This window comes from Plectonema radiosum NIES-515, assembly GCF_025753815.1.
GTDB classification, from domain to species: domain Bacteria; phylum Cyanobacteriota; class Cyanobacteriia; order Cyanobacteriales; family Nostocaceae; genus Hassallia; species Hassallia radiosum_A.
The window spans coordinates 1-23,801 of sequence record NZ_JAOWRF010000067.1 but is presented as its reverse complement, the minus strand read 5'-3'; the positions used below and the strand labels follow the sequence as shown (position 1 = coordinate 23,801).

Here is a 23,801-nt window from a genome sequence, read left to right as displayed (position 1 = left end):
GTATGTACATTTACATATGAACATTCATTACAGACACAGGCAGGATTAAATTTTAACGGAGTTTTCTGGTCACTTTCAACAGAAGTTCAATTTTATCTTGTTGTTCCTTTTATATATAATTTTTTAAAATATCGATTAGTCAAACCAAATCAAGCATTTTTATCAGGTATCTTAATCTTAATCATAACATTTATTATTCGTTTAATATTTTGGATTTTATTTAGAAACGAAATATCTGAGAAAATAACTTACTTTATTAAATATTCTTACACTCCATTAATTACAAATTTAGATTATTTTCTCTGTGGTTTCTTCGTAAATATTTGGCTGAAGTATAAGCCTTTAGAACAAAGTAAATTTACCCATAAATTTATAATTAAAAACTTACATAAAAAATATATAGCTGTAATTTTGCTAATTCTTTTATATTTATTTACAGCACGTCACTCATATCATCAAGAATTATGGAATTTACCAGAAAGAAACGGTAAAGGTGTTAGAACTGCTACATCATTTTTTATTTTACAACCAATAACTGCATTAATTACAGCTTTTTTCGTATTGACATTTGAATCAGATATCTATCATGTAAAAAATAACGAAAAATTGTCATTTTGCTCAATTTTAAAAAATCCCATCCGAATTTTAGAAGTATTTGGGAATTTATCATATGGAGTTTATATTTGGCATTTTCCACTAGTTGAAAAAATTACTCCTATCTTTACCTCAAGTATTCCAATAGAAGCATTTTATAAGAGAGTAATAGCAACACTGATTTTATCAACTGTGCTAGCAACTGTCACCTACTATTTAGTTGAGCTTCCATTTGCTAGACAAAAGACTTTACCACAGTTACAAAAGTGATATATTTTATTGTTTTCTACCTTGTTGTGTGCTGTATTTTACGGTATAGCTAACAATGTTTTGAAAAGGACATTTTATTGATAAAATAGCCAAATTTCAGCATTTGTTTGATAAAAAGCATGAAATTGAGCCAAAAATGATTATAATTTAATTTACGAGGCAGTTTTCATCCATGCCTCTTAATCTACCATCTACATATACCTATTTTTCACAGTAGCGTTTCAACTCCTGTGAACTGGATCAATAATTGAGACAGGAGTTTTTCTAACGATCTCCTACAGAGGAGCGATCGCACACCAAAAATTCAGACAGGGGTTTTTCTGACGATCGCCCCCCTCAACGGATACGATTTAGAAATCACTGAACCTGAATCACCCCTTGATGACATCCGTCGCATGATAAACGAAGTCAGCACATGAGTAAAACTCCCCGCATTCGCATCCCCCCAGAGGTGAGGAAATACGTATTTCAACGCGACAAATATCAATGTCAAAGTTGTGGTAAAGGAAATGACGAAACTGACCTCACTATTGACCATATCATCCCCCTCGCTCATGGTGGTCAAAATGACATCAGTAACTTACAAACCCTCTGCTTTCCCTGCAACCTCCAAAAAACAGACAAAACTGATCACCGCTTTCGGCGACATTTTGATTTATAAGGTAATATTGACTGTTAGTTTCTTGGCAATATGTCTAAAAACCTTAACAGTAACTCCCAAAAAGTTTCCAAAGTTACAACTCTTTTCTTTTCGTTTTTTGCAGTTATGGCTGTTTTAATAGCAGCTTTTCCCAAGCTATACGAGATAAAAACAAAAGCCGGGATTGATTTAGCACCAGGAATACATGCCGGTACTATTTTTGAAAAATACAGCCACGGACTCTTCAAATGTGAGTGGCTTTATCCCTACCATTGCGATCGCAAAGCCTCTTCAAAAAGTATTCACCGTCACATTTAACTAGGGGAGTGGGGGAGACAAGGAACATACAGAAATTTCTTCCTTATCCCCCTCTTCCTTTGCGCCTCTGCGCCTCTGCGTGAGATTATCCTAATTGACCCAACCAAAGACTAACATCAACAGCTAACTTTTCTCCCAACTTCAACAAATGCCGACATTGATGAGTATCTTTGCCACTAGCGATCGCAGCCGCACAATGCGGTAATATTTGACTGTGCAAACAGCTAAAGTATAATTCCTGGGATCGCTCCAGAGAAATACCGATGTTCATGTCATAGCCAATATCGATCAACCTTTCCAAGCGTTGGATATCTGCATCGAATGTGCTGTTGGGATCGTGCAATAATTGCCAAAGCGATCGCAAAATCAATTGCTCTAACATTACCTTGCCGTCATGAATATTCAACCGACAATGCAGATGTTTGGCTTCTTTGGCGATCGCCTCTAATTCTACCAAATGATTCGCGCTTAATTGCGGCTCGGCGATGTCTTGCTCAAGCGATCGCAATGTCATCATACACCGATGCCCTAATGCAATCTCTGCTGCTACCTGCAACTCTTGCGGTACTTCCAGTTGATCCCGTTGGAATGCCATCATCACTCCGTAATTTTCCCTATACGTTTGAGTATAAAGCTCATTCAACCGTGACAGTGTTTCCTGACTCAACAACCGCATAATTCGATGGCGTTCCTCAGCGAATAAATTCTGCAAGCTGAAAGGTTCTTCGCCAAACAACTGCATCATCGCCAAGATAATATGCGCCGCACTCGCTTGTTCCAGCGCTGCAAACAGCTTTTCTTTTAACTGGCTGTAATTACGTCTGCCCTCAAAAGCTTGAATGCAGCAATGAAAATCCCAGCCTCCCAAATGCAACACAGCAAAAACTAAATGTTCGCTTTTCCAGGTAATTTCTGACACCAGCTTTATTTGTCCTATCGCCAAAGTTAGCGATCCCATGCGTTGCATTTGGTAATCTAGCTCATTTACTGTGTAGCAATAAATTCGCTTCTGGGAAGGATACGGAAGTTTGCAGGAAGAATTGCGCGTTTCTGTCGGTTTGCGATCGCCATTCCCAAATAATGAAGTAATCGCGTAATGTGCCGCTACTTGCTTAAAGCTGATTTGCGCTGTTAGCACTAATTGGCGATAAATTTCGCCACCATGTTTGAATGTCTCAACGTTACTGGGGGCTAAACCAAGGCGTTTGACAAAATCTTTTTCTAACTGTACACCTGCCACATCCCCTGCCAATTCCATTGCCCGCGCCGCATAGCGCATAATTTGCGTTCCTTCTGGGCGGGAAATTTCTTCAAAAAACCAACCGCAACTAGTAAACATCAGCATTGCATGACGCTGCATTTCTAAAAGCCGTAATGCGTCTACTTGTTCTACGGCGGTCAGTTTGTGGGTTTGATGGCGGCTGAGGAATCGGTTAATATTCGCTGGAGAGCGATCGCGCATCACCTCAATATATTCATTTCTCGCTTGCCAGGGATCGTCGAAAAGCTGTCTGCCATATTCTTCATACACCTCAACTAAGTGATCCCGCAGCCAATTTAGCGCATCTCGCAACGGACGCCGCCATTTTTGATGCCAAACTCCACCTTCACCACCACAACCGCAATCATCTTGCCATCTATCGACACCGTGGGCGCAACTCCATGCTGTGACTGGCTTTAATTGCACTTCCCAAGTTGGTGCTTCTAAACTGAGATAGTGGGCAAAGTTCGTTACTGTCCAACCTTGACGGGGAAATTCTTCGATAAAGGCGTAAGCGAGAGTTTTCTCAGTTCCTTTCTTGTGGTGTCCAAAGGTTTCTCCATCCGTCGCTACAGAAATTAACTGTGCAGAGCGATGATCCCCGCGCACCGCTGAACCGATGCGTCCTGTAAAGCGACTGGAATTGTAAACCACATCACTAAAACCCATATCCCGCGAAATCGGACCATCGTAGAAGAAGATATCGATATATGGAGGGAATTGGGCATCGGCATTTCCCAGTCCCTCGTCCCTAGTCACGCCAGTTCGCTCAACGGAGGACACCTCCGCACGCGACTGGCTCCCTTGTCCCCAATCCCCTTTTAAATAACAACGATATGGGCGGGTAGAATCAATTTGAGCACCGCCGACTTCGTACCATTCTGGGTGCGGATTCTCGTTATTTGGTAGGGGACGACAACGTTGTGCTTGAGAAGGTGCTAGGACGATAAAACGAATGCCTTCCGCAACTAAAACTTCTAAGGTTGCGTAATCTACGGCAGCTTCTGCTAGCCACATACCTTCGGGATCGCGTCCAAAGCGGGATCGGAAGTCTTCTTTACCCCAGTGGATTTGGGTTTGTTTGTCGCGATCGTTCGCCAGAGGCATGATGATGTGATTGTATACTTGCGCGATCGCATTCCCATGACCGTTGAGGCGATCGCAACTTGAACGATCCGCTTCTAAAATCCGTTGATAAACCTCCACATCATGGCGTTCTAGCCACGACATCAACGTCGGTCCAATATTAAAGCTGAAATACTCGTAATTATTTACGATCCCCACTACTTCATCTCGGTTGTTTAACACCCTTGCAAAGGCATTCGGGCGGTAACATTCCCAGTGAATCCGTTCATTCCAATTATGGAAAGGTGCCGCACTAGGTTGGCGTTCAATCGCATCCAAATAAGGGTTTTCCCGTGGCGGTTGGTAAAAATGACCGTGTATAGCTACGTAAACACCGCTAGCCGTTCTCAATGGATCGGATTCCTGGGTGTATGCAGTACTTTGGTTTGACATCGATCTTGAGCCAGTAATAGCTGGCATTTCAGCAGCTGAAGTCATGTATCTTTATCCTGAATCACTAAAAATTACAATTGTGCTATCGAAATATCTATGCAATAATCATTACCGCGCCATCTTCACTGCGACCAGTATAAAAACTTACGAAAAATCTTGCTAATTTTTGACATTTTACTTTAGTCTTGCCGGTCATCTGCTTTCTCAAACTTCAGCCGAACCGCAGGCATGAATAAATTATCCATTATCAAAAGCCTTAGTTAACGGGTTATTTGATTTGCAGCCCGAAAAAACTTAATTGTCTTTTAAATTATATTAAACCCCATTTTTTATGTCACATCCGGGCTGAAATTGATAAATTTGTAACGAAAGATTGCGAAAACTTCAAAAATTGCAATTTAATTTTACATATCTAGCCAAAAAGTGGAAACAGTAGAATCTCTGAGCCGTTCTAGCGCACTCCCAGAGAGTATCCTAGAATCTAGTCTTTGGAGGTGCTGAGTGAAAGTGGTTACTAGAGACGCGATGTTGCTAGCGTCTCTATGTGGTTAGTGGTATTTGACAACCAACAACTTTCATTCCTAATCCTCGATTTCCGGATAACCCAGCACTCCTTTATGATTGAACCGTTGAATTTAGGTAACAAATGTCTGTTAAAAACATTCTCTTTCTCGTTCTATTGTTGTTTATCCCCGTTTCTTTAGCAGCCCAATTCCTCAAGTGGGGAGAGTTGATAGTTTTCATCACCGCAGCACTAGCGATTTTGCCCTTAGCAGCTTGGATGGGTACAGCTACAGAAGAAATTGCTGTGGTAGTTGGTCCAACCCTAGGAGGATTATTAAACGCCACCTTCGGTAACGCCACAGAATTGATCATTGCTATAATTGCCCTGAAAGCTGGGCTGGTGGATGTAGTCAAAGCCAGTATAACCGGCTCGATTATTGGCAACTTACTACTTGTAATGGGTCTTTCTATGTTTTTAGGAGGACTTCGCTACAAGGAACAGACATTTCAGCCAATTGTAGCGCGGGTAAATGCATCTTCTATGAATTTGGCAGTGATTGCGATTTTGTTGCCAACAGCGATGAACGTTACTTCTGTTGGGATTAGTCAACAAACCGTAGAAAATTTTTCCCTTGCGGTGGCAATAGTATTAATCGTGGTTTACGCTCTAACGCTGCTATTTTCCATGAAAACCCACGCTTATCTTTATGAAGTGGGTTTAGTCGAGTCAGAGGAAATTTCTCATACTAAGCCGAATATTTGGTTGTGGGCTGGAGTCCTCCTAGCGTGTACTCTTTTAGTGGCGCTTGAGTCAGAAATGCTGGTAGATTCTTTAGAAGTAGCCACATCGCAGCTGGGTTTGACGGCACTGTTTACAGGGGTGATTTTGGTTCCCATCGTTGGTAACGCTGCTGAACATGCTACCGCAGTTACTGTAGCGATGAAAGATAAGATGGATCTTTCTGTTTCCGTGGCTGTCGGATCGAGTATGCAGATTGCTTTGTTTGTCGCTCCTGTTTTAGTGATCGCAGGCCGAGTATTCGGTCAGCCGATGGATTTAAATTTTAATCCCTTTGAATTAGTGGCTGTGACTGTATCGGTGTTAATTGCAAATAGCATTAGTTCTGATGGGAAATCTAATTGGCTAGAAGGTACATTGCTATTAGCCGCTTATACAGTGTTGGGGTTCGCTTTCTACTTTCATCCCGTAATCGATGGCATGGGTTAGTTGTAACGTCAACTCCCTACGGGAAAATTAAAAATTACTACCCTAGAAAAAAATTAGTTAAATATCAAAAGCGATGTCTGACGACATCGCTTTTTATTTCTGTAAATTTTGGGTGTAAATATATACCCACCTCCGGCTGGAAGCCTGGGGCTACATGAACGAAGCCCGCATTGTCTACCACACCCAAGGAGCGAACGCTCCTTATGAGATTCCAGCTTGCCTAATCGGGGGCTTCGTTTGTATAGCGACACCTTTATAGGGTGTTGACTACTTGAATTTTTAGTTAAAAAAGACCCAGCAAAAAGATAACGGTCAATCCACAGAAGGCAAGCAAGGAGATAATAACTATGTTGCCTACACTGTGGTCAGATGTTGTTTTTTGTGTATTTACAGCCATATGAATCAATCCGATTTCTACGACTTGATGCTGAAATTATAAACACATTGAATCGGGCTTTTTCTAGTTAACATCCAAAAGTTGATTTTAATTCATTTAAGTTCAAATTTTTGAGTATATTCACTTGCAATAATGTTAACTTTTATCAGTAAATAAAAATTAATAATTTTCTCATAAGTGCGGGTAATGATTGAACTGGGGACGCTTAGATTAGGGACGCTTGGACTGGGAAAAGAGTCAAGATATGTATTGGTATTCATCGCAATACATATCTTCAAATAATTTCTTCCCTAGTCCAAGCGTCCCCAATCCCGACCTGTTGAAAATAGCTTTTCTGGACTCAAATATAAAAACAAGCATTAATACTCAGCAATTAAACTGTTAAAATTTAGTTGCTCATCAAATTAACAATGCTTGTTAATTAGTAGTGGGTGATGTGGCAAAATTGTGGCAGGCACGTTATAAATTTAACTTGATAATTGTCACAAATAATCACAAATATTTCGGCTTGTGAGTATCTCCCAAAATAGTTCTTGGGCTACTTGACACTGAGAAAATTTTTACCCGAAATAGACATAGGAGTGGAAAACAATTATTGTGACGATTCTGTGCTACGTCTCTTGGGGTTTGGACAATGCATATTTAATTTTCACTCCTATGTCTAATGAAAAAATCTCAAATTGTACGTCTTTAGTTAGAGGGAAATTTGTTCAGCAATAAGATATCCGTAGAAAGGTGATGAAATTGATGGGTAAACACAACAGGTCAAAGGAAAAAGGAACAATCTGCTTTTTTTTGACTTGTTAGGCATTATCCAGTCCAAATCTAAACAAAAGCTCAAATAAAAAATCGAGAAGTGGGGTTCCCATGTCTGAATTGATTCATGCAGTGTTGAACAGTGAAGAAAAAAGCGATTTTCGTTCCTTTCTTAGCGAGTTACGCAGCCAAGAAAAGGGCTATTTACTACGAAATGACATCCTGAATGTGTATAGTGAATTTTGCTCTAAATACCAGAAAGAGCAGTCTTTTTCGCTCTTAGGTAAACTAATTTACTATACTCAGGAAATTATTCAAGATAATACAAATCTTTGTTTCATTTTTCGTCCACAAATAGCAAGCCAAGAAGTTTATCGGGTGACAGAAGACTTGAGTGTGGAATCGATATCGGTGGAGGAACTTCTGGATCTACGCGATCGCCTCGTAAACCGATTTCATCCCAACGAAGGCCACCTGCTAGAATTGGATTTCGGTCCATTTTACGACTACACCCCGACAATTCGCGACCCGAAGAATATTGGCAAAGGGGTGCAGTACCTCAACCGTTATCTCTCCAGCAAGTTGTTCCAAGACTCGAAGCAATGGCTAGAAGGCTTATTTAATTTCTTGCGTTTGCACCACTACAACGGCATCCAACTGCTGATCAATAACAACATTCAAACTATTCAGCAACTTTCCGAACAAGTTAAGAAAGCTATCGGATTTGTCAGCGATCGCCAAACTCATGAACCCTACGAAGAATTCCGGTTTCAATTGCAAATGATGGGCTTTGAACCGGGTTGGGGTAACACCGCTTCTAGGGTGCGCGAAACTCTAGAAATTCTCGATGAATTAATCGACTCTCCTGACCCCCAAACCCTAGAAGCCTTTATCTCTCGCATCCCGATGATTTTTAAAATCGTCTTGGTGTCTGCCCACGGTTGGTTTGGACAAGAAGGAGTTTTAGGGCGTCCCGATACCGGTGGTCAGGTAGTTTACGTCCTCGACCAAGCAAAGAATCTCGAACAGCAGTTACAAGAAGATGCCATTTTAGCTGGTTTAGAAAAACTCAATGTCCAGCCAAAAGTAATTATCCTCACCCGCTTAATACCCAACAGTGATGGCACTCTTTGTAACCAACGTTTAGAAAAAGTTTATGGCACCGAAAATGCCTGGATTTTGCGCGTTCCTCTGCGGGAATTTAATCCTAACATGACGCAAAACTGGATTTCTCGATTTGAGTTTTGGCCCTATCTAGAAACTTTCGCTATTGATTCGGAAAAAGAATTGCTGGCAGAATTTCAAGGGAAACCTGACTTAATTGTGGGTAACTATAGTGATGGAAATTTAGTAGCGTTTCTTTTAGCGCGACGTTTGAAAGTAACACAGTGTAATATTGCCCACGCTTTAGAAAAGTCTAAATATTTGTTTAGTAACTTGTACTGGCAAGATTTGGAAGACAAATATCATTTTTCCTTGCAGTTTACTGCTGATTTAATTGCGATGAATGCTGCAAATTTTATCATCAGCAGCACCTATCAAGAAATTGTCGGTACGCCCGATAGTGTCGGACAATATGAGTCTTACAAATGCTTCACCATGCCAGATTTATATCATGTGGTGAATGGAATTGAATTATTTAGTCCCAAGTTTAATGTAGTACCACCGGGAGTAAATGAAAATGCCTATTTCCCCTACACCCGTCATGAAGACCGCGTAGAGAGCGATCGCCTAAAAATTGAAGAAATGCTCTTTACCTTAGAGGACTCCTCACAGATATTTGGCACACTCCACGACCCCAACAAGCCTCCGCTTTTTTCAATGGCTCGTCTCGACCGCATTAAGAATATGACAGGTTTAGCTGAATGCTTTGGTAAAAGTCCAGAATTGCAAGAGCATTTCAACTTAATTTTAATCGCAGGTAAGTTGCTAGTTGAAGAATCAGGTGACAACGAAGAACGCGACGAAATTATCAAACTCTACAACATCATCGAGCAATACAATCTTCATGGCAAGATTCGTTGGTTAGGTGTGCGCTTGTCTAAAGGTCAATCTGGTGAAGTTTACCGAGTAATTGCCGACCATCAAGGTGTCTTTGTCCAGCCAGCTTTATTTGAAGCTTTTGGTTTGACTATTTTGGAAGCAATGATTTCCGGATTGCCAACTTTTGCTACTCAGTTTGGTGGTCCTTTGGAAATTATCCAAAATAAAGTTAATGGCTTTTATATTAACCCCACAAATTTAGAAGAGACTGCCGATAAAATTATTGAATTTGTGCTAAAATGCCAACAAAATCCGAACTATTGGAATGAAATTTCCCAGCAAGCTATTAACCGAGTTTACACCACCTACACTTGGAAAATTCACACTACCAAGCTGCTATCATTAGCACGAATTTATGGCTTCTGGAACTTTAATTCTAAGGAAAATCGGGAGGATTTATTGCGCTACCTTGAGACTTTGTTTTATTTGATTTACAAGCCAAGAGCGCAAGAAATTTTAGAACAGCATAAGCATCGGTAGAGACGTTCCACGGTCACGTCTTTACCAGAGGTGCGGTAGAGACCTTCCACGGTCACGTCTTTACCAGAGGTGCGGTAGAGACCTTCCACGGTCACGTCTCTACGAGAGTTAATGGTCAATGGTCATTAATATAGTTAATCTTTTCTCTCTAAACTCTGGACTTTTTAACTATTGACTATTGACTTTTTGACTATTTAGTTAATTCGCGCCAAGTTCTAGAACCAACAACCCCATCTACAATTAAATTGCGTCGATTTTGAAAAGCTTTGACAGCACTTTCTGTCAGCGCACCGAAAACTCCATCAACTCGAACAGCATAGCCGTTAGATAATAATAGACGTTGCAAAACTTTGACAGAAACACCTGAGCTAGCAAAAGCGAGAGTTGGCAGATTTTGGTTAGTAAATTTTAGTTTTTGCTTTTGCGATTCTCCTTCTCCTCGCAAAGACGCTGCGCGAATGGAGACACTTCGTGAACGCGCAATAATTAACTCATCAGTACTTTGTCCATCTTCTTTTAAAATCAGAGAATTCACCGCAGCGACAACTGAAATTTCCCCCAACGTCCAACCTTCTACACTAGTGTCTTTTCCTACATGCAAAAATTTAGATTGTATGGACTTAATTTTTTCCGTCAAATTATTTAGTATATTTTGCTGCTCTTTGTTCAGCGGTGAGTGGGCGAATTTGAGATTACCATCTAGCTGTATGAATTCCGGTGGTGTGATTTCAGTAGCGGCAACGACATCATTTGATCGCTCCTCTGTTGACTTCTGCACCAGCTTGTCTGACTGAAATGGTGGCTGTACGGGTAACTTGGGCAAAGACGGTTGTCCTGTTGTTAAGACACCGGTCATCAGCAGACCAATATGACTCATCGTATTTCATTTTACTAACACCCATATTTCCCTTGACAGACAAAATAGTTGTTCCTCAGGAATAATGCGTAGCTATAAGTTAAAAAAATGTAATTATTTTGGCGATAAAATCATTTATTAAGTATTTGCACTTGTAATATCTGGCTCAAAAAAATGTGGGATAGACGGATAAGTCGATTATTCACATACAAGTCTGGTCTAGAAAGTCTCACTTCCTTTTATCCCTAAATCTCTAAATTCGTCACTATTGTCTAATAAGTCGATTATTAAACTTTGTGCAATTTTATCTGCTCTTGGCAAAATAATTCTGTCAAACCTATTACCTATCAATAAACTTCTTGCACTCCCAAAGGGGAAAGCAAAAAGGGAAAAGCTTGTAAAATAAGCTTTCCTCACTTCTGCCTTCATGCACTATGGGTGGTAGGTGAAGAAGATTTTTATCAGAAATTTTAAATATTAATCAGAAAATAAATAATTGTGTTTTAATTTTATTATAAAACACAACACATCCTAATTCTTAACCTCTTATTTGATTGATGGGTTAATAACTTTGAATGCGTGAATGCGCGAATTGTTAACTAACTTGTCAATTCACGCCAAGTTCTGGAACCGACTACTCCATCCGCAGTTAAGTTGTGCTGACTTTGAAAGGCTTTGACGGCTGTTTCTGTTAACGCACCAAAATTTCCATCAGTTTGAACAGGATAGCCATTCTGTAATAACAGCCGCTGTAAGACTTTTACAGAGTCACCAGAGTCACCAAAATTGAGAGTTGGTAAACGGAGAATAGCGGCAGCTTGCAATTTCAAAGGTTGTGCTTGATCGGCGAAATTTTCCATGTCCTGAATTCTTTATCAAACTGTTTCTCCTTCATTCCACTTTATCGGGATTAGGGAAAATTTACCTCTGTATCTCAAGAAAGTAAATAACTACCAAGTTTATATAGCGATTCCCACATTCATGAGGTACAGAATATTGAATTAATCGCTTCGGAAGACAGATAAACAAGAGATACCTCAGCAGACTAGGAAACGCTATAAAGCTAATTCTTTAGTTTGCAAAGCTTTTGGATTCAATTCGGCTTTAATTATTGTCGGACATTTCTAAGGTAATCAAAGAAAAAGAGCGCGATCGCAATTGTATTGATGCGATCGCGCGATCGGCTGGTGTTGGCAAAACCACAATCTATCGATGGTATGCTTCTAAAGAAGAATTAGTGGCTGACGCGATTGAAAGTGTTCGCGAAGAAATTGAAATTCCTGATACAGGCACCCTTTCGAGCGATATAGACTGCATTATTGAGATTGCAGTGAAGACTACCCTCACACCTTTGGGTCGTCAAATTCTGGCGATGATTATCAGTGCGGCTTCCAGCAGTCCGCAATTTGCCCAAGTTTATTGGACAAAATACCTTTTACCACGACTAAGGAGCTTTTCAGGTTGCGATCGCACGAGCTAAAGCTAGAAATGAAATCCACGCTGATACAGACAGTGACTTAGTTTTTGACCTAATGAGCGGAATCATGCTTTACGCGCTGGTATTCATGCCTAAGGTTGAACCAGTCGAAGCATACATTCGCCGTGCTGTTGGTCTTATTCTCAAATAAGGGCGAACGATGGGAATTGAACCCACGAATGGTGGTACCACAAACCACTGCCTTAACCACTTGGCTACGCTCGCCATCCTTCTGTTCATTATAACATAGCCCCGGCGAATTAGTCCAGAGTTTTTGTTTAAGGAACGGAGTCAGTTAATCTAGAGTCAAGAGACCACAGTGATTAACAGGCAACGGAAAAATGAGACTCTCAAGTATTATGACATATGTCGGGGCAGTAGGACTAGTTGCCTTGGGAGTGGCAATGGCGAAGACAAATCCCAGTCAAGCGGAATATGAAGAATATGCCATGCAACGGTTGACAAAATACTTAAAAAGCGATGTGTGCAAAAAAACACCAAAGACGTTAGAAAATTTGATTAAATTAGATTGCGACAAACTAGTAGACTCAGCTAGTCCACAAGTGCGCGAACTTGTTGCAGGGACAACGGAACGGCAAGATTTTCTGATTTTTAGTATTTATCGTACAGATTTAAAACTGAATTCATGGCTGCCTTCTTATACATTTGAAAGTGTAGGAGCATTTGAAAGCTTTTATACTTATAGCGCCGAACGGCACTAGAAAAGAAGCGTCAGGGACTTGCTTTTTGCTTTCAAGACGCTTTTTTATCTTAAAGTTATTTTTATTTCCATTTTCTATTTGGCAAAATCAAACTTTGGTTATAGATGCTTATCAAGTAAGTCATTCTCAAGGTTCAGGTAAAGATTGGCTGTGATATCTAACATGATTGGATGTGTGCCGAGCATTTCCAGATTAATGGGAATTGTTGAATAAAAAATTCCCATTAGAAATGCCGGAATATGTGATAAAAAGAGAGGAAAATGCTGATGTTTTTTCACAAAAAAGACCCGATTCATTCTGTTGATGTCAAAGAGGCAAATCCACGCTTTGCTCAACTCCTTTTAGAGCAATTTGGTGGTGCAACTGGTGAATTAACAGCAGCTTTGCAATACTGGACTCAATCTTTTCATTGCGAAGACCCCAGTATTCGCGATATGCTGCAAGATATTGCATTAGAAGAGTTTGGTCACTTAGAAATGGTGGGTAAATTGATTGAAATTCACACCAAAAATGTTGATCAAACTGAAGCTTACAAAAGCACTTTGTTTGCAGTGCGGGGTATGGGACCACACTTGTTAGATAGTCAAGGGAACGCTTGGAGTGCCAACTATGTGAATGAAGGTGGCGATGTAGTGCGCGATTTGCGAGCTAATATTGGTGCTGAAGCTGGGGCACGTCAAACTTATGAAGCCTTGATTAAATTAGCTACTGATGAAGGAACGAAAAACACCCTCGTTCATCTGTTAACACGAGAAATTTCTCATACCCAAATGTTTATGAAAGCACTGGAGTCTTTGGGTAAATTAACTGACCCGTTCTTTGGAAATATCCAGCCAGACAGCACTGTGGATATTTACTATAACTTGTCTACCAACGGTAAGGATGAACGCGGTCCTTGGAACTCGGAACCTACTTTCCGTTACGTTGCTGACCCAGGTGCGGCAAAATAGTTTTAATTTCTGGGAAAAAAAGAGAGAATGGAATAAATAACTAATTCCTGGGACAATGCCGGACAATGGCTATAATAAACCAATAATTGAGGAAAAAGCTATTGTCAGGTACGTCCCACCGAAGAAGGCGGCAAACATTCTCGGAGTTAATGAAAGAACGCTCCGACGCTGGGAAGAATCAGGAAAAATCGAAGCAATTAAAACTCCATCAGGACAAAGAAGATACAACGTTGATGGATTCGCGGCTAAAACAATCACAACCGATAACAGAGTTGTCGTTGTCTACGCCAGAGTCAGTAGTCGCGCGCAGCAACCCGACCTCAATAGACAAGTTGCCCATCTCAGCAGCCTCTACCCGCAAGCAGAAGTCTGTAGCGAAATTGGAGGCGGTCTTAACTTCAAGCGCAAAAAACTTCTTTCCTTATTGGAACGAATCTTCAAAGGCGATGTCCGAATGGTTGTCGTTGCCCATAAAGACAGATTGGCAAGATTTGGCTTTGACTTGTTCAAATGGCTCTGTGAGCAAAACAGGTGCGAACTCGTGGTACTCAACGAAACAAACCTTAGTCCAGAATAAGAAATGGTTGAAGATATCCTTGCGATCCTCCACTGTTTTAGCAGCCGACTCTTGTACTTGCGAAAATATAAGTCTCAAGTCAAAGAAGATAAGGATTTACCCCACTCAGGAGTTAAATAAAGTTTGGCGGAAATGGCTTGCAGCATGTCGCTATTGTTTTAATCAAGGAATAGCATTGCAGCGAGAAAAACGTTTAAGCAAGCTAGAATTGCGAAACGAAATAATGGGAGGAGAACTACCTGAATGGGTAAAAGAAACACCTTGCCACATTAAACAGAATGCTATTTTTGATGCTCATCGCGCATTTAAAGCAAGCATTGATGCTAAGTTTCGTAGTATTAGAGATTATTCTCAAGCTATTAAATTTAACGATTCTAATTTCAGTAAAGGGACTTGGTATTCTTCTTTAACTAAGGGATTAACCTTTAAGGCTTCGGAAGAGATCCCTGACTGCAAACAAGGGACACAATTAATTTATTGTAAAGGGCGTTGGTTTGCTACTTTCCCCGTCCCTGCTACTTTAGAACTCACAAAGTCAACTGGGATTATTGCACTAGATCCAGGCGTAAGAACATTTATGACTGGGTTTGATGGTAATAAATTCTTAGAATTTGGAAGTGGAGATATGGGGCGAATTACTCGCCAATGCCTTCACCTCGATGATTTAATGAGTCGCATTTCGTCAGCATCAAAACAGCAAAAAAGACGAATGAGACAAGCGGCTCATCGTATTAGAATCCGCATTCGTAACTTAGTCGATGAGTGCCAAAAACAAACCGCTTGCTACCTAACTAGTAATTATCGAATCATATTTCTTCCTACTTTTGAGTCTTCCCAAATGGTAGCCAAAGCACGTAGAAAGATTCGTTCCAAAACTGCTAGGTCGATGTTAACTTGGGCGCACTACAGATTTAAACAAACTTTGAAGCATCAATCTAGCATTAGAAGCTGCCAAGTTATTGATGTAACCGAAGAATACACTTCTAAGACTTGTACTAAATGTGGGCATGTTCACTCATATCTAGGTGGTTCCAAGGTGTTTAAATGCCCTGAATGTGGTTATGAAATTCCTAGGGATTTCAACGGTGCTTTCGGTATTTTACTGAAAGCTTTGCGGGATACCGCCTCTATCTCCTACGAAGGAAATAGCGCCATCGTCACATTGTCCGGTAACGACCAGACAACTGTCGCGTAAATGTATCAGAATTATCCTAGAAGTTAATTTATCAGCTTTGCAGGTTTTATAGTTAAGGTAGGGGAGACGCGAATTAGATTTGCGTCTCCCCTACTTAATAATTTGATAAAATAGATAAAATTTCCGCTTTGAGTAAATGATTGCTAATGCCATATGCGTATCTGTTGGTGTCTCACGGAAGTCGCGATCCGCGTCAGGAAATTGCTATGCAGCAATTAGCAAAACTGGTAAATAATAAGCTAGAAAGCAACTTACAAAAGTCTATCATTGGTGGTGTGGTGTCGCCGCCAAAATGTGAATTGGTAGGTACTGCATACTTAGAATTGAAGCCTGAACCTTTGCACGAGCAGATTAAAAGATTTGCTAAAATGCTGAAAGCGAGTGGGTATAATCGCCTAAAAATCTTACCGCTATTTCTGCTGCCTGGGGTGCATGTAATGGAAGATATTCCCCGTGAAGTGACTTTGGCTCAACAGGCTCTTGGTGAAGATATGATAATTTTGCAACCATATTTAGGTAGTCATGCTGGTGTACAACAATTGTTAGCGAAGCAAATTGCTGAAAGCAACGACAATTGTTATAAGCAAGGATGGATTATTTTAACTCATGGTAGCCGTCGTCCTGGTTCTAAAAAGCAAGTGGAAGCAATGGCAGCGAATTTGGGTGTAGTAGTTGGTTATTGGTCTGTGGCTCCTAGTTTAGAATCACGAGTAAAAGAGTTGGTGAGTGCTGGTTATCACAAAATTAATATTTTGCCATACTTTTTATTTTGTGGCGGTATCACAGATGCGATCGCTCGCTCTTTACAAGAGTTAAAATTACAATTCCCTGCTGTGCGTTTCCAACTGGCTGAACCTTTGGGAGCAAGTGCAGAATTAGCCGATCTGATTTGGGATTTGATTAACAAATGAACCGTGAAGACACCAAGAAAGAACAGAAGAAATATTTGGGAAAAGTTTATTTAGTCGGTGCGGGACCCGGAGATCCGGGATTAATGACTCTTAAAGGGAAAGCTTTGTTGGAATGTGCCGATGTTGTGATTTATGATGCTTTAGTAAGTCCGGCAATTCTCGCAATGATTAATCCTAACACAGAGAAAATAAACGCCGGTAAGCGAATGGGGCGACATTCTTTATTACAGTCAGAAACTACGCAGTTATTGATTGATAAAGCACATAATAATGCAATAGTCGTGCGGCTAAAAGGTGGCGATCCGTTTATTTTTGGTCGCGGTGGCGAAGAGATGGAAGAATTACTTAAAGCTGGGATATCCACCGAAGTTGTGCCCGGTATTACATCGGGAATCGCTGCCCCAGCTTATGCGGGTATTCCCTTAACTCATCGCTTGTATAGTTCTTCAGTGACATTTGTCACGGGTCACGAAGCAGCGGGTAAGTACCAACCGGCGGTAAATTGGAATGCGATCGCTCACGGTTCAGAAACCATTGTGATCTACATGGGAATTCACAATTTACCCTACATTGTCGAGCAGTTACACTCTGCCGGGTTGAGTTTAGAAACGCCGATCGCTTTAGTGCGTTGGGGTACAAGACCAGAACAGGAAGAATTGATTGGTCAGCTAAAAACAATTGTCTCTCAAGTTGAGAAAACTCAGTTTACAGCACCAGCGATCGCTGTAATTGGAGCCGTGGTTAATATGCACAGCGTTTTATCTGGTTCTCGTCCGGTTTGAAAATTGGGAATGGGGATTGGGGAATTACCACGTTCCCAATTACCCATTGCCCAAGATTGATTGAAATTTTTGAACTTTTGATGGTATAATGTAGATCCATCCAGGTAATAATTTAATTCCACTTTTTACCTCTTTGCGATTTTAAAGCTTCAATTAGAGAAATGTGAGCATTTTATTGCTTTGAAATAAAATGCTTAATTCATTGTTTTGTGGAACTGTCAATCAGATTCTGCACCTTTTGATTGGCAGAATTTTATGAAAGCAAGCAATACTCGCTCCTGAAATCTTCAAGGAGAAATAAGTTAGTTTAGCGTCTTGACAATCTGATTGCTAAATTAAACAATGTGTTGAAAAACAGTTTTTAATAAATCTGCTTGTGTAAAAGGCTTAGTTAAATAGCCAGAAGCTCTAACTATCTTTGCTTTAGCTCTATCGATTAATCCTGTTCTACCTGTAACCATAATCACAGGTGTATTTTTAAAATATGAATGTTTCCGTAACAAAGAACATAATTCATATCCATCTAAATTGGGCATTTCAATGTCTAATAAAATTACATCTGGTTTGGCACGGAGAATTTGCATTAAAGCTTTTAGTGGTTCGTTAACTGCAATAACAGAAAACATTTGCTCATCTAAAAAGCTTTTCATTGCATTCAACACTGTGGGACTATCATCAATGCAGAAGATTTTATAGAGTTTTTTCTCTGTTGACTGTTGATAGTTTTGCTCTCTACTCTTATCCGCAATGTGAAAATCACGAGGTGAAGCATGGTTAGGGTTTTCTTCTGGTTTATAGTGGTTTTGTCTGGGTAATTGTTGCGATTGTTTTGCTTGAAGTTCGCGTAAAAATTGCGATCGCTGTGCTTCCGAAACTTGTGACTGAGTATTTTTGCGGTATAAAGCTCGCTTTTGACTCTTTTCGACTAGCGATCGCAAATTCAAATGACAGAACTTTGGCATATCATCAAGAAAGCTTTCATGAGTAAACTCATAACTTCCCTCTTGTAATCTCAAAAACGATTCCAAAACTTCTATTGCTAATTGCTCTATCAACATTCCCGCTTGCGTTGGGCTAAGATACTTTTGATTAACTAACCAGCAAATAGCTAGATAATCTGGATTCGGTATTGCTTCATTATCAATACCTGTTTCAAATATTGCTCGTAACTGCTCGTAAATTCCTTTAGGAAAAGCAGGAATATGTTGACTCAATCGCTGCAAATTTTTGTAAAGCATCTCAAAGACACGATCTGAGTAGCAACCATAAGTTAATTTACCTGACTCTATATAGATTAGCCAAGAACCTGTCGTGCTGAACACTTGCAAACAACCAGTAACAGACTTATTACTAATTTTGGTCAATAGAGATAAAGGTTGTAGCTTCTGGAAAAATCTGTATCTACTAATGGGAAGTGTCTTCATTGCTACGGCTCTTATATAAAATTAATATTTGCAATTGAAATTGGTCAATATCCTGTCCGGAATTCACAGGTATATTGTCATGGTTACTGGGGGGCGAATAGAAGAGACACGCCATGCTATTATTGCCAAATAGCGAAATGGCTCAAATTATTGCCATTTAACAGTATTCCAAAAATCAGATTGTACATTCTGTATCTTTCGCTAATCTAACAGTAGCTTAAACGCGACATAGAGGTTCAGCCCTACTGATAGCTGTGCTAGAATAACGCTGTGGAGCGTGTTTCGAGGTGTGAGATTTTAATTTACTTTCTGGCAAAAAAAAAGCAAAATTTGCCTATCCTATCAAGTTGTCTCACAAGCATTGCAGGACTTCTGGCAACTAAGAGTGTAAAGCTGCACGTCGTTGCGTATCTACAGCAGATTTTAGGTAAATAAAGTACATATATAAAACCCAAAACTTTGTAGAGACGTAGCACAGAATAGTCTCTACGTGTATTCGATATTGGCGATAAGATGCTGTAGTTTATGAAAGTTGAAAATCTTACCCAAATGTTAAATTGTAGAGCTTTTTTCCCAGGTTTGGGCAATATCTTCGCTTTAGCAATAAAAATGTCAAACTCCTAATAAAAGTGAGCTATCTGATAATTTACGTAGCGAGGAGTGTAATCAGATGCAGCGGCTAATAACTTAGAAAAAGACAATTTCTTCATCAGTACACAAAACATGTTCTAAGTTGTTTGATGATGAGTATTCACCCTAGAGAATTATAAATACCAAATTCTCAACTTGGTAGCGAAACTCAAAAACCATAGTGCATATCTGAAAAAGGAAAATTTTCAGATAAATGGTAGATGTAAGTAACCTAGTCCTAGTATTTACGTTACTCTACAATTTTCAAAACAGTTAAAAACCATGTAAAAATAATTTGGATAAAGTAAAGAAACTATAAATAAGAAATATCTAATTAGTCGTAAATATTTGATCAATTATAATAAGTTAAGTATCTTTACTTAATTAAATTAGGCGTATAAATCAAAACAGTTTAGTGGAGATTATTTTGCTATCTGCCAAAGAATAACATTCTGGTTGCGTTCAGGCGATCGCCAATGAAGTTAAAATTAATAACACCACCAGTCCCAAAAGACTGATAGCAATGGTTACACACTTGTCATCTTCCATCCAAACTGAATTTAATTTACAAGTCGAAGAAAACGGGGTACGCTTAGACCGCTATCTTACCCAAGAACTATTAAACTTATCGCGATCGCGCATTCAGCAGCTAATCGAACAAGGTCAACTTCAACTTAACGGCAAAGTCTGCACATCTAAAAAGATAAATGTCAAAGCAGGCGATCGCATTACTCTACAAATACCAGAAGCTGAACCTTTAAAACTGCAAGCCGAAAATATTCCCTTAGATATTCTCTACGAAGACGATTCTTTATTAATTCTTAACAAACCTGCTGGCTTAGTCGTTCATCCTGCACCCGGTCATCCAGATGGAACGTTGGTAAATGCTTTGTTGGCTCATTGTCCCAATTTACCAGGTATTGGCGGTGTGCAACGTCCGGGAATTGTCCATCGATTAGATAAGGATACAACCGGAGCGATCGCGATCGCCAAAACAGAACTTGCTCATCAACATCTGCAAGGGCAACTCAAAGCCAAAACCGCACGTCGAGAATATTTAGGTATTGTCTACGGTGCGCCGAAAACTGAAAGTGGTACAATTGACCTCCCCATTGGTCGGCATCCACAAGACCGGAAAAAAATGGCGATCGTACCCGTTGAACAAGGTGGACGCAACGCCGTCACTCATTGGCGAATATTAGAACGCTTAGGCAATTATACATTAATCCACTTCCAGCTGGAAACTGGTCGCACCCATCAAATTCGCGTACATAGCGCTCAAATTGGTCATCCGGTTGTCGGGGACCCCATTTATAGTTCTAATCATTCTGTAGGTGTAAACCTACCCGGTCAAGCATTGCACGCTTGGCAACTCAAGTTACAACATCCGCTGTCTGGAGAGTTGATTTCAGTGACAGCACCCCCTCCCCAAACTTTCACAACTCTCTTGGAAGTTCTCCGAAGACGCGCTGCCATCTCCTCTTAGAGATAAAATCTGATAAATCTGAGAAATTTTTTCGACTTTCCTTAACTAAGCTTTACAAAAAGTTATAAATAGCTGCTGCATCAAAGTTGCCGAAAATCGTGACAAGAACCGCTTGTGTCAAGGATTTCAGCTTGACACAAGCAGTTTGAGCTTGCGAGCATTTTTACTCTACAGAAATTACGAAAACTTGTGACATAAAATACAAAATTCACTTGATATAATCTCCCTAACGCTTGAGCAGACTACAAGACTTAGAGTTTATTAATTTGTTGATTACTACAAAAAACAGTAGAAACACGATTGTATTAAGCGATGTAAAGAAAAGTATCCAATTGTAAAGTATTTAGGAAATTAATTTTAGCAAACCCTTACTGGTAAGGATTTTCACGAAATTCTGTAGAATTTTACACAAATTGAAAAAACTTAACAAAAAAGGAACTCAATCGATATATAAAATACAAACAAGGTTTTAAAAGCAATTAAACAAGCAAAAAAATGTTGTTTAAAATTACTTGATTGCAAATTAATGCAGTGCAACAAGTATTTTTTATGTACAATTATTGCCATATTTATATTAATGGCAATGACGAGTTAATTGTTTTTAACCACAAAATAACTGCCATAATTTTCCGAGGAATTTAAGAAATGCTTGACGCTTTTTCCAGAGTAGTTGAACAAGCCGACAGAAAAGGTTCTTACCTAAGCAGTGACGAAATCAATGCATTATCATCAATGGTTGGTGATAGCAATAAGCGTTTAGATGCAGTCAACAGACTAACGAGTAATGCTTCCTCGATTGTAGCGAATGCTTATCGCGGCTTAGTTGCAGAACGTCCCCAAGTATTTAATGCTGGTGGTGCTTGCTTCCACAACCGCAATCAAGCAGCTTGCATCCGCGACATGGGATTTATTCTGCGTTATGTCACCTACTCTATATTAGCAGGCGATGCCAGTGCAATGGACGATCGCTGCTTGAACGGTTTGCGTGAAACTTATCAAGCACTTGGTACTCCTGGTGATGCAGTAGCATCAGGAATTCAAAAAATGAAAGAAGCTGCACTTAATATTGCCAATGACTCCAACGGTATCACCAAAGGTGATTGCAGTCAGTTGATGTCTGAAGTGGCTAGCTATTTCGATCGCGCAGCTTCCGCAGTTGGTTAAGCAAGCGTTTTTTCAAAGCATTTTTTTGAGTAATTATCGGAGAAAAAAAGAATCATGAAAACCCCATTGACTGAAGCGATCGCTTCTGCAGATGTTCGCGGATCTTACCTGAGCAATACCGAAATGCAAGCGGTATTTGGTCGTTTCAACCGCGCTCGTGCAGGTTTAGACGCCGCAAAAGCTTTCTCTAATAATGGTAAGAAATGGTCGGAAGCAGCAGCCAATCACGTTTATCAAAAATTCCCCTACACCACGCAAATGCAAGGGCCCCAATACGCTTCTACAAGCGAAGGTAAATCTAAGTGCGTGCGTGACATCGACCACTACCTCCGCACCATCAGCTATTGCTGTGTAGTCGGTGGAACTGGACCCTTAGATGAATATGTAGTAGCAGGTTTGAGCGAACTCAACAGCGCTCTTGGTTTATCTCCTAGCTGGTATGTAGCTGCTTTAGAATTTGTCCGTGACAATCATGGTTTGAATGGTGACGTCGCTGGTGAAGCTAATACTTACCTCAATTATGCAATCAACGCATTGAGCTAAGGCAAAACTCTTGGGTCTTTGGAAATAGATAATTACTGATTAATTAGATAGACAAAATTAAATGTTTGATCGTAGTGTAACGCTACTACAAACACTATTGTTTATCTTGATTAAGTTCAGTCTTTATGTAATTTCAAAGACCCAATTTTATTAATAAGAAAAATCTTTGCAAGGGAGCGATTAGCAAGATGACTGTTGCAGAAAGACTAGGGGTTAGAGATTTAATCGGCAAAAAAGTTGAGCTTCGCCAAAATTGGAGCCAAGATGATTTGCGAGTGGTATTTCGGGCTGCTTACGAACAAGTTTTTGGGCGTCAAGGAGTATATGCTAGTCAAAAATTTACTAGCGCTGAAGCTTTGTTACGTAACGGCAAAATCAACGTTCAACAATTCATTGAGATTTTAGCAAAATCTGAATTTTACAAGGAATGCTTTTTTTACAGTAATTCCCAAGGACGTTTTATTGAGCTGAACTACAAGCACTTATTAGGACGCGCTCCTTATGAGCAATCAGAAATTGCTGCTCATGTAGACCTTTACGCTTATAGTGGCTACGATGCGGATATTGAGTCTTACATTTACAGCACAGAATACGAAAATGCTTTTGGTGCTTCTGTCGTTCCTTATTACCGTGGATTTCAATCAATTCCAGGAATGATGACGGTAGGATATAACCGCATATTTGAACTTTATCGCGGTGACGGAAACAGTGATAACGCGCAAATGGGACGTAAAAATTCACGCTTGCGGTCAAAAATCTCGATGAATTTGGCAAACATGATTCTGCCACCTTCATCAGGGGGTGGTCGCTTTACCTCAACAGCACCGACGCTAATTACTGGAGCTGCAAAAGGAGATTCTCGCATGTTTGTGATTCAAGCGATCGCTGGTGGAATTGGTTCTAAAGTAGCAGTGCGTCGTAGCGTACAAGTTTACACCGTATCCTACGACCGACTCTCCGCCACATACCAAGAAATCCACAAGCGTGGTGGGAAGATCCTCAACATTTCCCAAGCGTAGGAGAGGAGGGGGAGAGTGGGGGAAAGGGAGAGGGGGGACGACTTGGAGACAAGGGG

General features: G+C 40.1%; 20 protein-coding genes, 1 tRNA gene and 1 pseudogene. 17 read left to right on the top strand and 5 right to left on the bottom strand.

What is annotated here, in order from left to right; translation table 11 throughout:
• The 3 genes from OGM63_RS04460 to OGM63_RS04450 all read left to right on the top strand — a co-directional run.
• Positions 1-864, top strand: an 864-nt coding sequence (locus OGM63_RS04460) for an acyltransferase family protein (RefSeq protein WP_263744297.1), incomplete at its 5' end; no start/stop codon positions are given.
• A 415-nt stretch (positions 865-1,279) separates the two neighbouring features.
• On the top strand, positions 1,280-1,525 hold the full coding sequence (locus tag OGM63_RS04455; RefSeq protein ID WP_263744296.1) for an HNH endonuclease: 246 nt from the start codon (positions 1,280-1,282) through the stop codon (positions 1,523-1,525).
• Positions 1,526-1,630: 105 nt separating this feature from the next.
• On the top strand, positions 1,631-1,822 hold the full coding sequence (locus tag OGM63_RS04450; protein WP_263744295.1) for a hypothetical protein: 192 nt from the start codon (positions 1,631-1,633) through the stop codon (positions 1,820-1,822).
• 85 nt (positions 1,823-1,907) lie between these two features.
• On the opposite strand, the gene OGM63_RS04445 is transcribed toward OGM63_RS04450, so the two are convergent.
• Positions 1,908-4,601, bottom strand: coding sequence for a DUF3536 domain-containing protein (locus OGM63_RS04445; protein WP_263744298.1), 2,694 nt, complete (start codon positions 4,599-4,601; stop codon positions 1,908-1,910).
• A gap of 646 nt (positions 4,602-5,247) precedes the next feature.
• On the opposite strand from OGM63_RS04445, the gene cax reads away from it, so the two are divergent.
• Together cax and OGM63_RS04435 are read left to right on the top strand one after the other, a co-directional pair.
• Complete coding sequence (gene cax, locus OGM63_RS04440; RefSeq protein WP_263744294.1) at positions 5,248-6,333, top strand: calcium/proton exchanger; 1,086 nt, start codon at positions 5,248-5,250, stop codon at positions 6,331-6,333.
• 1,264 nt (positions 6,334-7,597) lie between these two features.
• Complete coding sequence (locus OGM63_RS04435; RefSeq protein ID WP_263744293.1) at positions 7,598-10,009, top strand: sucrose synthase; 2,412 nt, start codon at positions 7,598-7,600, stop codon at positions 10,007-10,009.
• Between the two features lie 190 nt (positions 10,010-10,199).
• Here OGM63_RS04435 and OGM63_RS04430 read toward each other — a convergent pair whose 3' ends face one another.
• A complete protein-coding gene (locus tag OGM63_RS04430) occupies positions 10,200-10,886 on the bottom strand; it encodes a peptidoglycan-binding domain-containing protein (protein WP_263744292.1) in 687 nt (228 codons plus the stop codon).
• Positions 10,887-11,464: 578 nt separating this feature from the next.
• Complete coding sequence (locus OGM63_RS04425) at positions 11,465-11,725, bottom strand: peptidoglycan-binding domain-containing protein (protein ID WP_263744291.1); 261 nt, start codon at positions 11,723-11,725, stop codon at positions 11,465-11,467.
• Between the two features lie 251 nt (positions 11,726-11,976).
• On the opposite strand from OGM63_RS04425, the gene OGM63_RS04420 reads away from it, so the two are divergent.
• Positions 11,977-12,345, top strand: coding sequence for a TetR/AcrR family transcriptional regulator (locus tag OGM63_RS04420; protein ID WP_263744290.1), 369 nt, complete (start codon positions 11,977-11,979; stop codon positions 12,343-12,345).
• Positions 12,332-12,493 (top strand): TetR-like C-terminal domain-containing protein, encoded by a 162-nt coding sequence (locus OGM63_RS29730; RefSeq protein ID WP_375340453.1) that lies wholly within the window; start codon positions 12,332-12,334, stop codon positions 12,491-12,493. The genes OGM63_RS04420 and OGM63_RS29730 overlap by 14 nt, the downstream gene beginning before the upstream one ends.
• Position 12,494: 1 nt before the next feature.
• Here the strand turns inward: OGM63_RS29730 and OGM63_RS04415 are convergent.
• Positions 12,495-12,567, bottom strand: a tRNA-His gene (locus OGM63_RS04415).
• A gap of 134 nt (positions 12,568-12,701) precedes the next feature.
• On the opposite strand from OGM63_RS04415, the gene OGM63_RS04410 reads away from it, so the two are divergent.
• The 6 genes and pseudogenes from OGM63_RS04410 to cobA all read left to right on the top strand — a co-directional run bounded on the left by OGM63_RS04410 (position 12,702) and on the right by cobA (position 17,479).
• Positions 12,702-13,064, top strand: coding sequence for a DUF4359 domain-containing protein (locus OGM63_RS04410; protein ID WP_263744289.1), 363 nt, complete (start codon positions 12,702-12,704; stop codon positions 13,062-13,064).
• 266 nt (positions 13,065-13,330) lie between these two features.
• Entirely contained in the window at positions 13,331-14,014 is a 684-nt protein-coding gene (locus OGM63_RS04405) for a manganese catalase family protein (RefSeq protein WP_263744288.1), read from the top strand.
• 100 nt (positions 14,015-14,114) lie between these two features.
• Positions 14,115-14,711: pseudogene (locus OGM63_RS04400) on the top strand (IS607 family transposase).
• Positions 14,611-15,786, top strand: coding sequence for an RNA-guided endonuclease InsQ/TnpB family protein (locus tag OGM63_RS04395; protein ID WP_263744287.1), 1,176 nt, complete (start codon positions 14,611-14,613; stop codon positions 15,784-15,786). The pseudogene OGM63_RS04400 and the gene OGM63_RS04395 overlap by 101 nt, the downstream one beginning before the upstream one ends.
• A gap of 146 nt (positions 15,787-15,932) precedes the next feature.
• A complete protein-coding gene (locus OGM63_RS04390; protein WP_263744286.1) occupies positions 15,933-16,697 on the top strand; it encodes a sirohydrochlorin chelatase in 765 nt (254 codons plus the stop codon).
• Positions 16,694-17,479, top strand: a complete 786-nt coding sequence (gene cobA, locus OGM63_RS04385; RefSeq protein WP_263744285.1) for a uroporphyrinogen-III C-methyltransferase — start codon at positions 16,694-16,696, stop codon at positions 17,477-17,479. Before OGM63_RS04390 ends, cobA begins: the two co-directional genes overlap by 4 nt.
• A 335-nt stretch (positions 17,480-17,814) precedes the next feature.
• Here the strand turns inward: cobA and OGM63_RS04380 are convergent, their stop codons facing one another.
• A complete protein-coding gene (locus OGM63_RS04380) occupies positions 17,815-18,903 on the bottom strand; it encodes a response regulator (RefSeq protein ID WP_263744284.1) in 1,089 nt (362 codons plus the stop codon).
• A gap of 1,153 nt (positions 18,904-20,056) precedes the next feature.
• On the opposite strand from OGM63_RS04380, the gene OGM63_RS04375 reads away from it, so the two are divergent.
• The 4 genes from OGM63_RS04375 to OGM63_RS04360 all read left to right on the top strand — a co-directional run bounded on the left by OGM63_RS04375 (position 20,057) and on the right by OGM63_RS04360 (position 23,745).
• Positions 20,057-21,019, top strand: a complete 963-nt coding sequence (locus OGM63_RS04375) for an RluA family pseudouridine synthase (protein ID WP_263744283.1) — start codon at positions 20,057-20,059, stop codon at positions 21,017-21,019.
• Positions 21,020-21,664: 645 nt separating this feature from the next.
• On the top strand, positions 21,665-22,183 hold the full coding sequence (locus tag OGM63_RS04370; RefSeq protein ID WP_263744282.1) for a bilin-binding protein: 519 nt from the start codon (positions 21,665-21,667) through the stop codon (positions 22,181-22,183).
• A gap of 54 nt (positions 22,184-22,237) precedes the next feature.
• Positions 22,238-22,726 carry a phycocyanin alpha subunit gene (locus OGM63_RS04365; protein WP_263744281.1) on the top strand — a complete coding sequence of 163 codons (489 nt, stop codon included), beginning with the start codon at positions 22,238-22,240 and terminating at the stop codon, positions 22,724-22,726.
• A 188-nt stretch (positions 22,727-22,914) separates the two neighbouring features.
• Positions 22,915-23,745: a phycobilisome rod-core linker polypeptide gene (locus OGM63_RS04360; protein WP_263744280.1), complete on the top strand. Its 831-nt coding sequence runs from the start codon at positions 22,915-22,917 to the stop codon at positions 23,743-23,745.
• Positions 23,746-23,801: the final 56 nt, after the last annotated feature.

What these genes read in the sequence shown, in the direction of transcription:
- OGM63_RS04410 (WP_263744289.1), top strand. Translation starts at nt 12,702, where the DNA reads ATGACATATGTCGGGGCAGTAGGACTAGTTGCCTTGGGAGTGGCAATG.
- OGM63_RS04405 (WP_263744288.1), top strand. Translation starts at nt 13,331, where the DNA reads ATGTTTTTTCACAAAAAAGACCCGATTCATTCTGTTGATGTCAAAGAG.
- OGM63_RS04365 (WP_263744281.1), top strand. Translation starts at nt 22,238, where the DNA reads ATGAAAACCCCATTGACTGAAGCGATCGCTTCTGCAGATGTTCGCGGA.
- OGM63_RS04360 (WP_263744280.1), top strand. Translation starts at nt 22,915, where the DNA reads ATGACTGTTGCAGAAAGACTAGGGGTTAGAGATTTAATCGGCAAAAAA.
- OGM63_RS04380 (WP_263744284.1), bottom strand. Translation starts at nt 18,903, where the DNA reads ATGAAGACACTTCCCATTAGTAGATACAGATTTTTCCAGAAGCTACAA.
- OGM63_RS04430 (WP_263744292.1), bottom strand. Translation starts at nt 10,886, where the DNA reads ATGAGTCATATTGGTCTGCTGATGACCGGTGTCTTAACAACAGGACAA.
- OGM63_RS04445 (WP_263744298.1), bottom strand. Translation starts at nt 4,601, where the DNA reads ATGTCAAACCAAAGTACTGCATACACCCAGGAATCCGATCCATTGAGA.
- OGM63_RS04450 (WP_263744295.1), top strand. Translation starts at nt 1,631, where the DNA reads ATGGCTGTTTTAATAGCAGCTTTTCCCAAGCTATACGAGATAAAAACA.
- OGM63_RS04375 (WP_263744283.1), top strand. Translation starts at nt 20,057, where the DNA reads ATGGTTACACACTTGTCATCTTCCATCCAAACTGAATTTAATTTACAA.
- OGM63_RS04390 (WP_263744286.1), top strand. Translation starts at nt 15,933, where the DNA reads ATGCCATATGCGTATCTGTTGGTGTCTCACGGAAGTCGCGATCCGCGT.
- cobA (WP_263744285.1), top strand. Translation starts at nt 16,694, where the DNA reads ATGAACCGTGAAGACACCAAGAAAGAACAGAAGAAATATTTGGGAAAA.
- cax (WP_263744294.1), top strand. Translation starts at nt 5,248, where the DNA reads ATGTCTGTTAAAAACATTCTCTTTCTCGTTCTATTGTTGTTTATCCCC.
- OGM63_RS04455 (WP_263744296.1), top strand. Translation starts at nt 1,280, where the DNA reads ATGAGTAAAACTCCCCGCATTCGCATCCCCCCAGAGGTGAGGAAATAC.
- OGM63_RS04425 (WP_263744291.1), bottom strand. Translation starts at nt 11,725, where the DNA reads ATGGAAAATTTCGCCGATCAAGCACAACCTTTGAAATTGCAAGCTGCC.
- OGM63_RS04370 (WP_263744282.1), top strand. Translation starts at nt 21,665, where the DNA reads ATGCTTGACGCTTTTTCCAGAGTAGTTGAACAAGCCGACAGAAAAGGT.
- OGM63_RS04435 (WP_263744293.1), top strand. Translation starts at nt 7,598, where the DNA reads ATGTCTGAATTGATTCATGCAGTGTTGAACAGTGAAGAAAAAAGCGAT.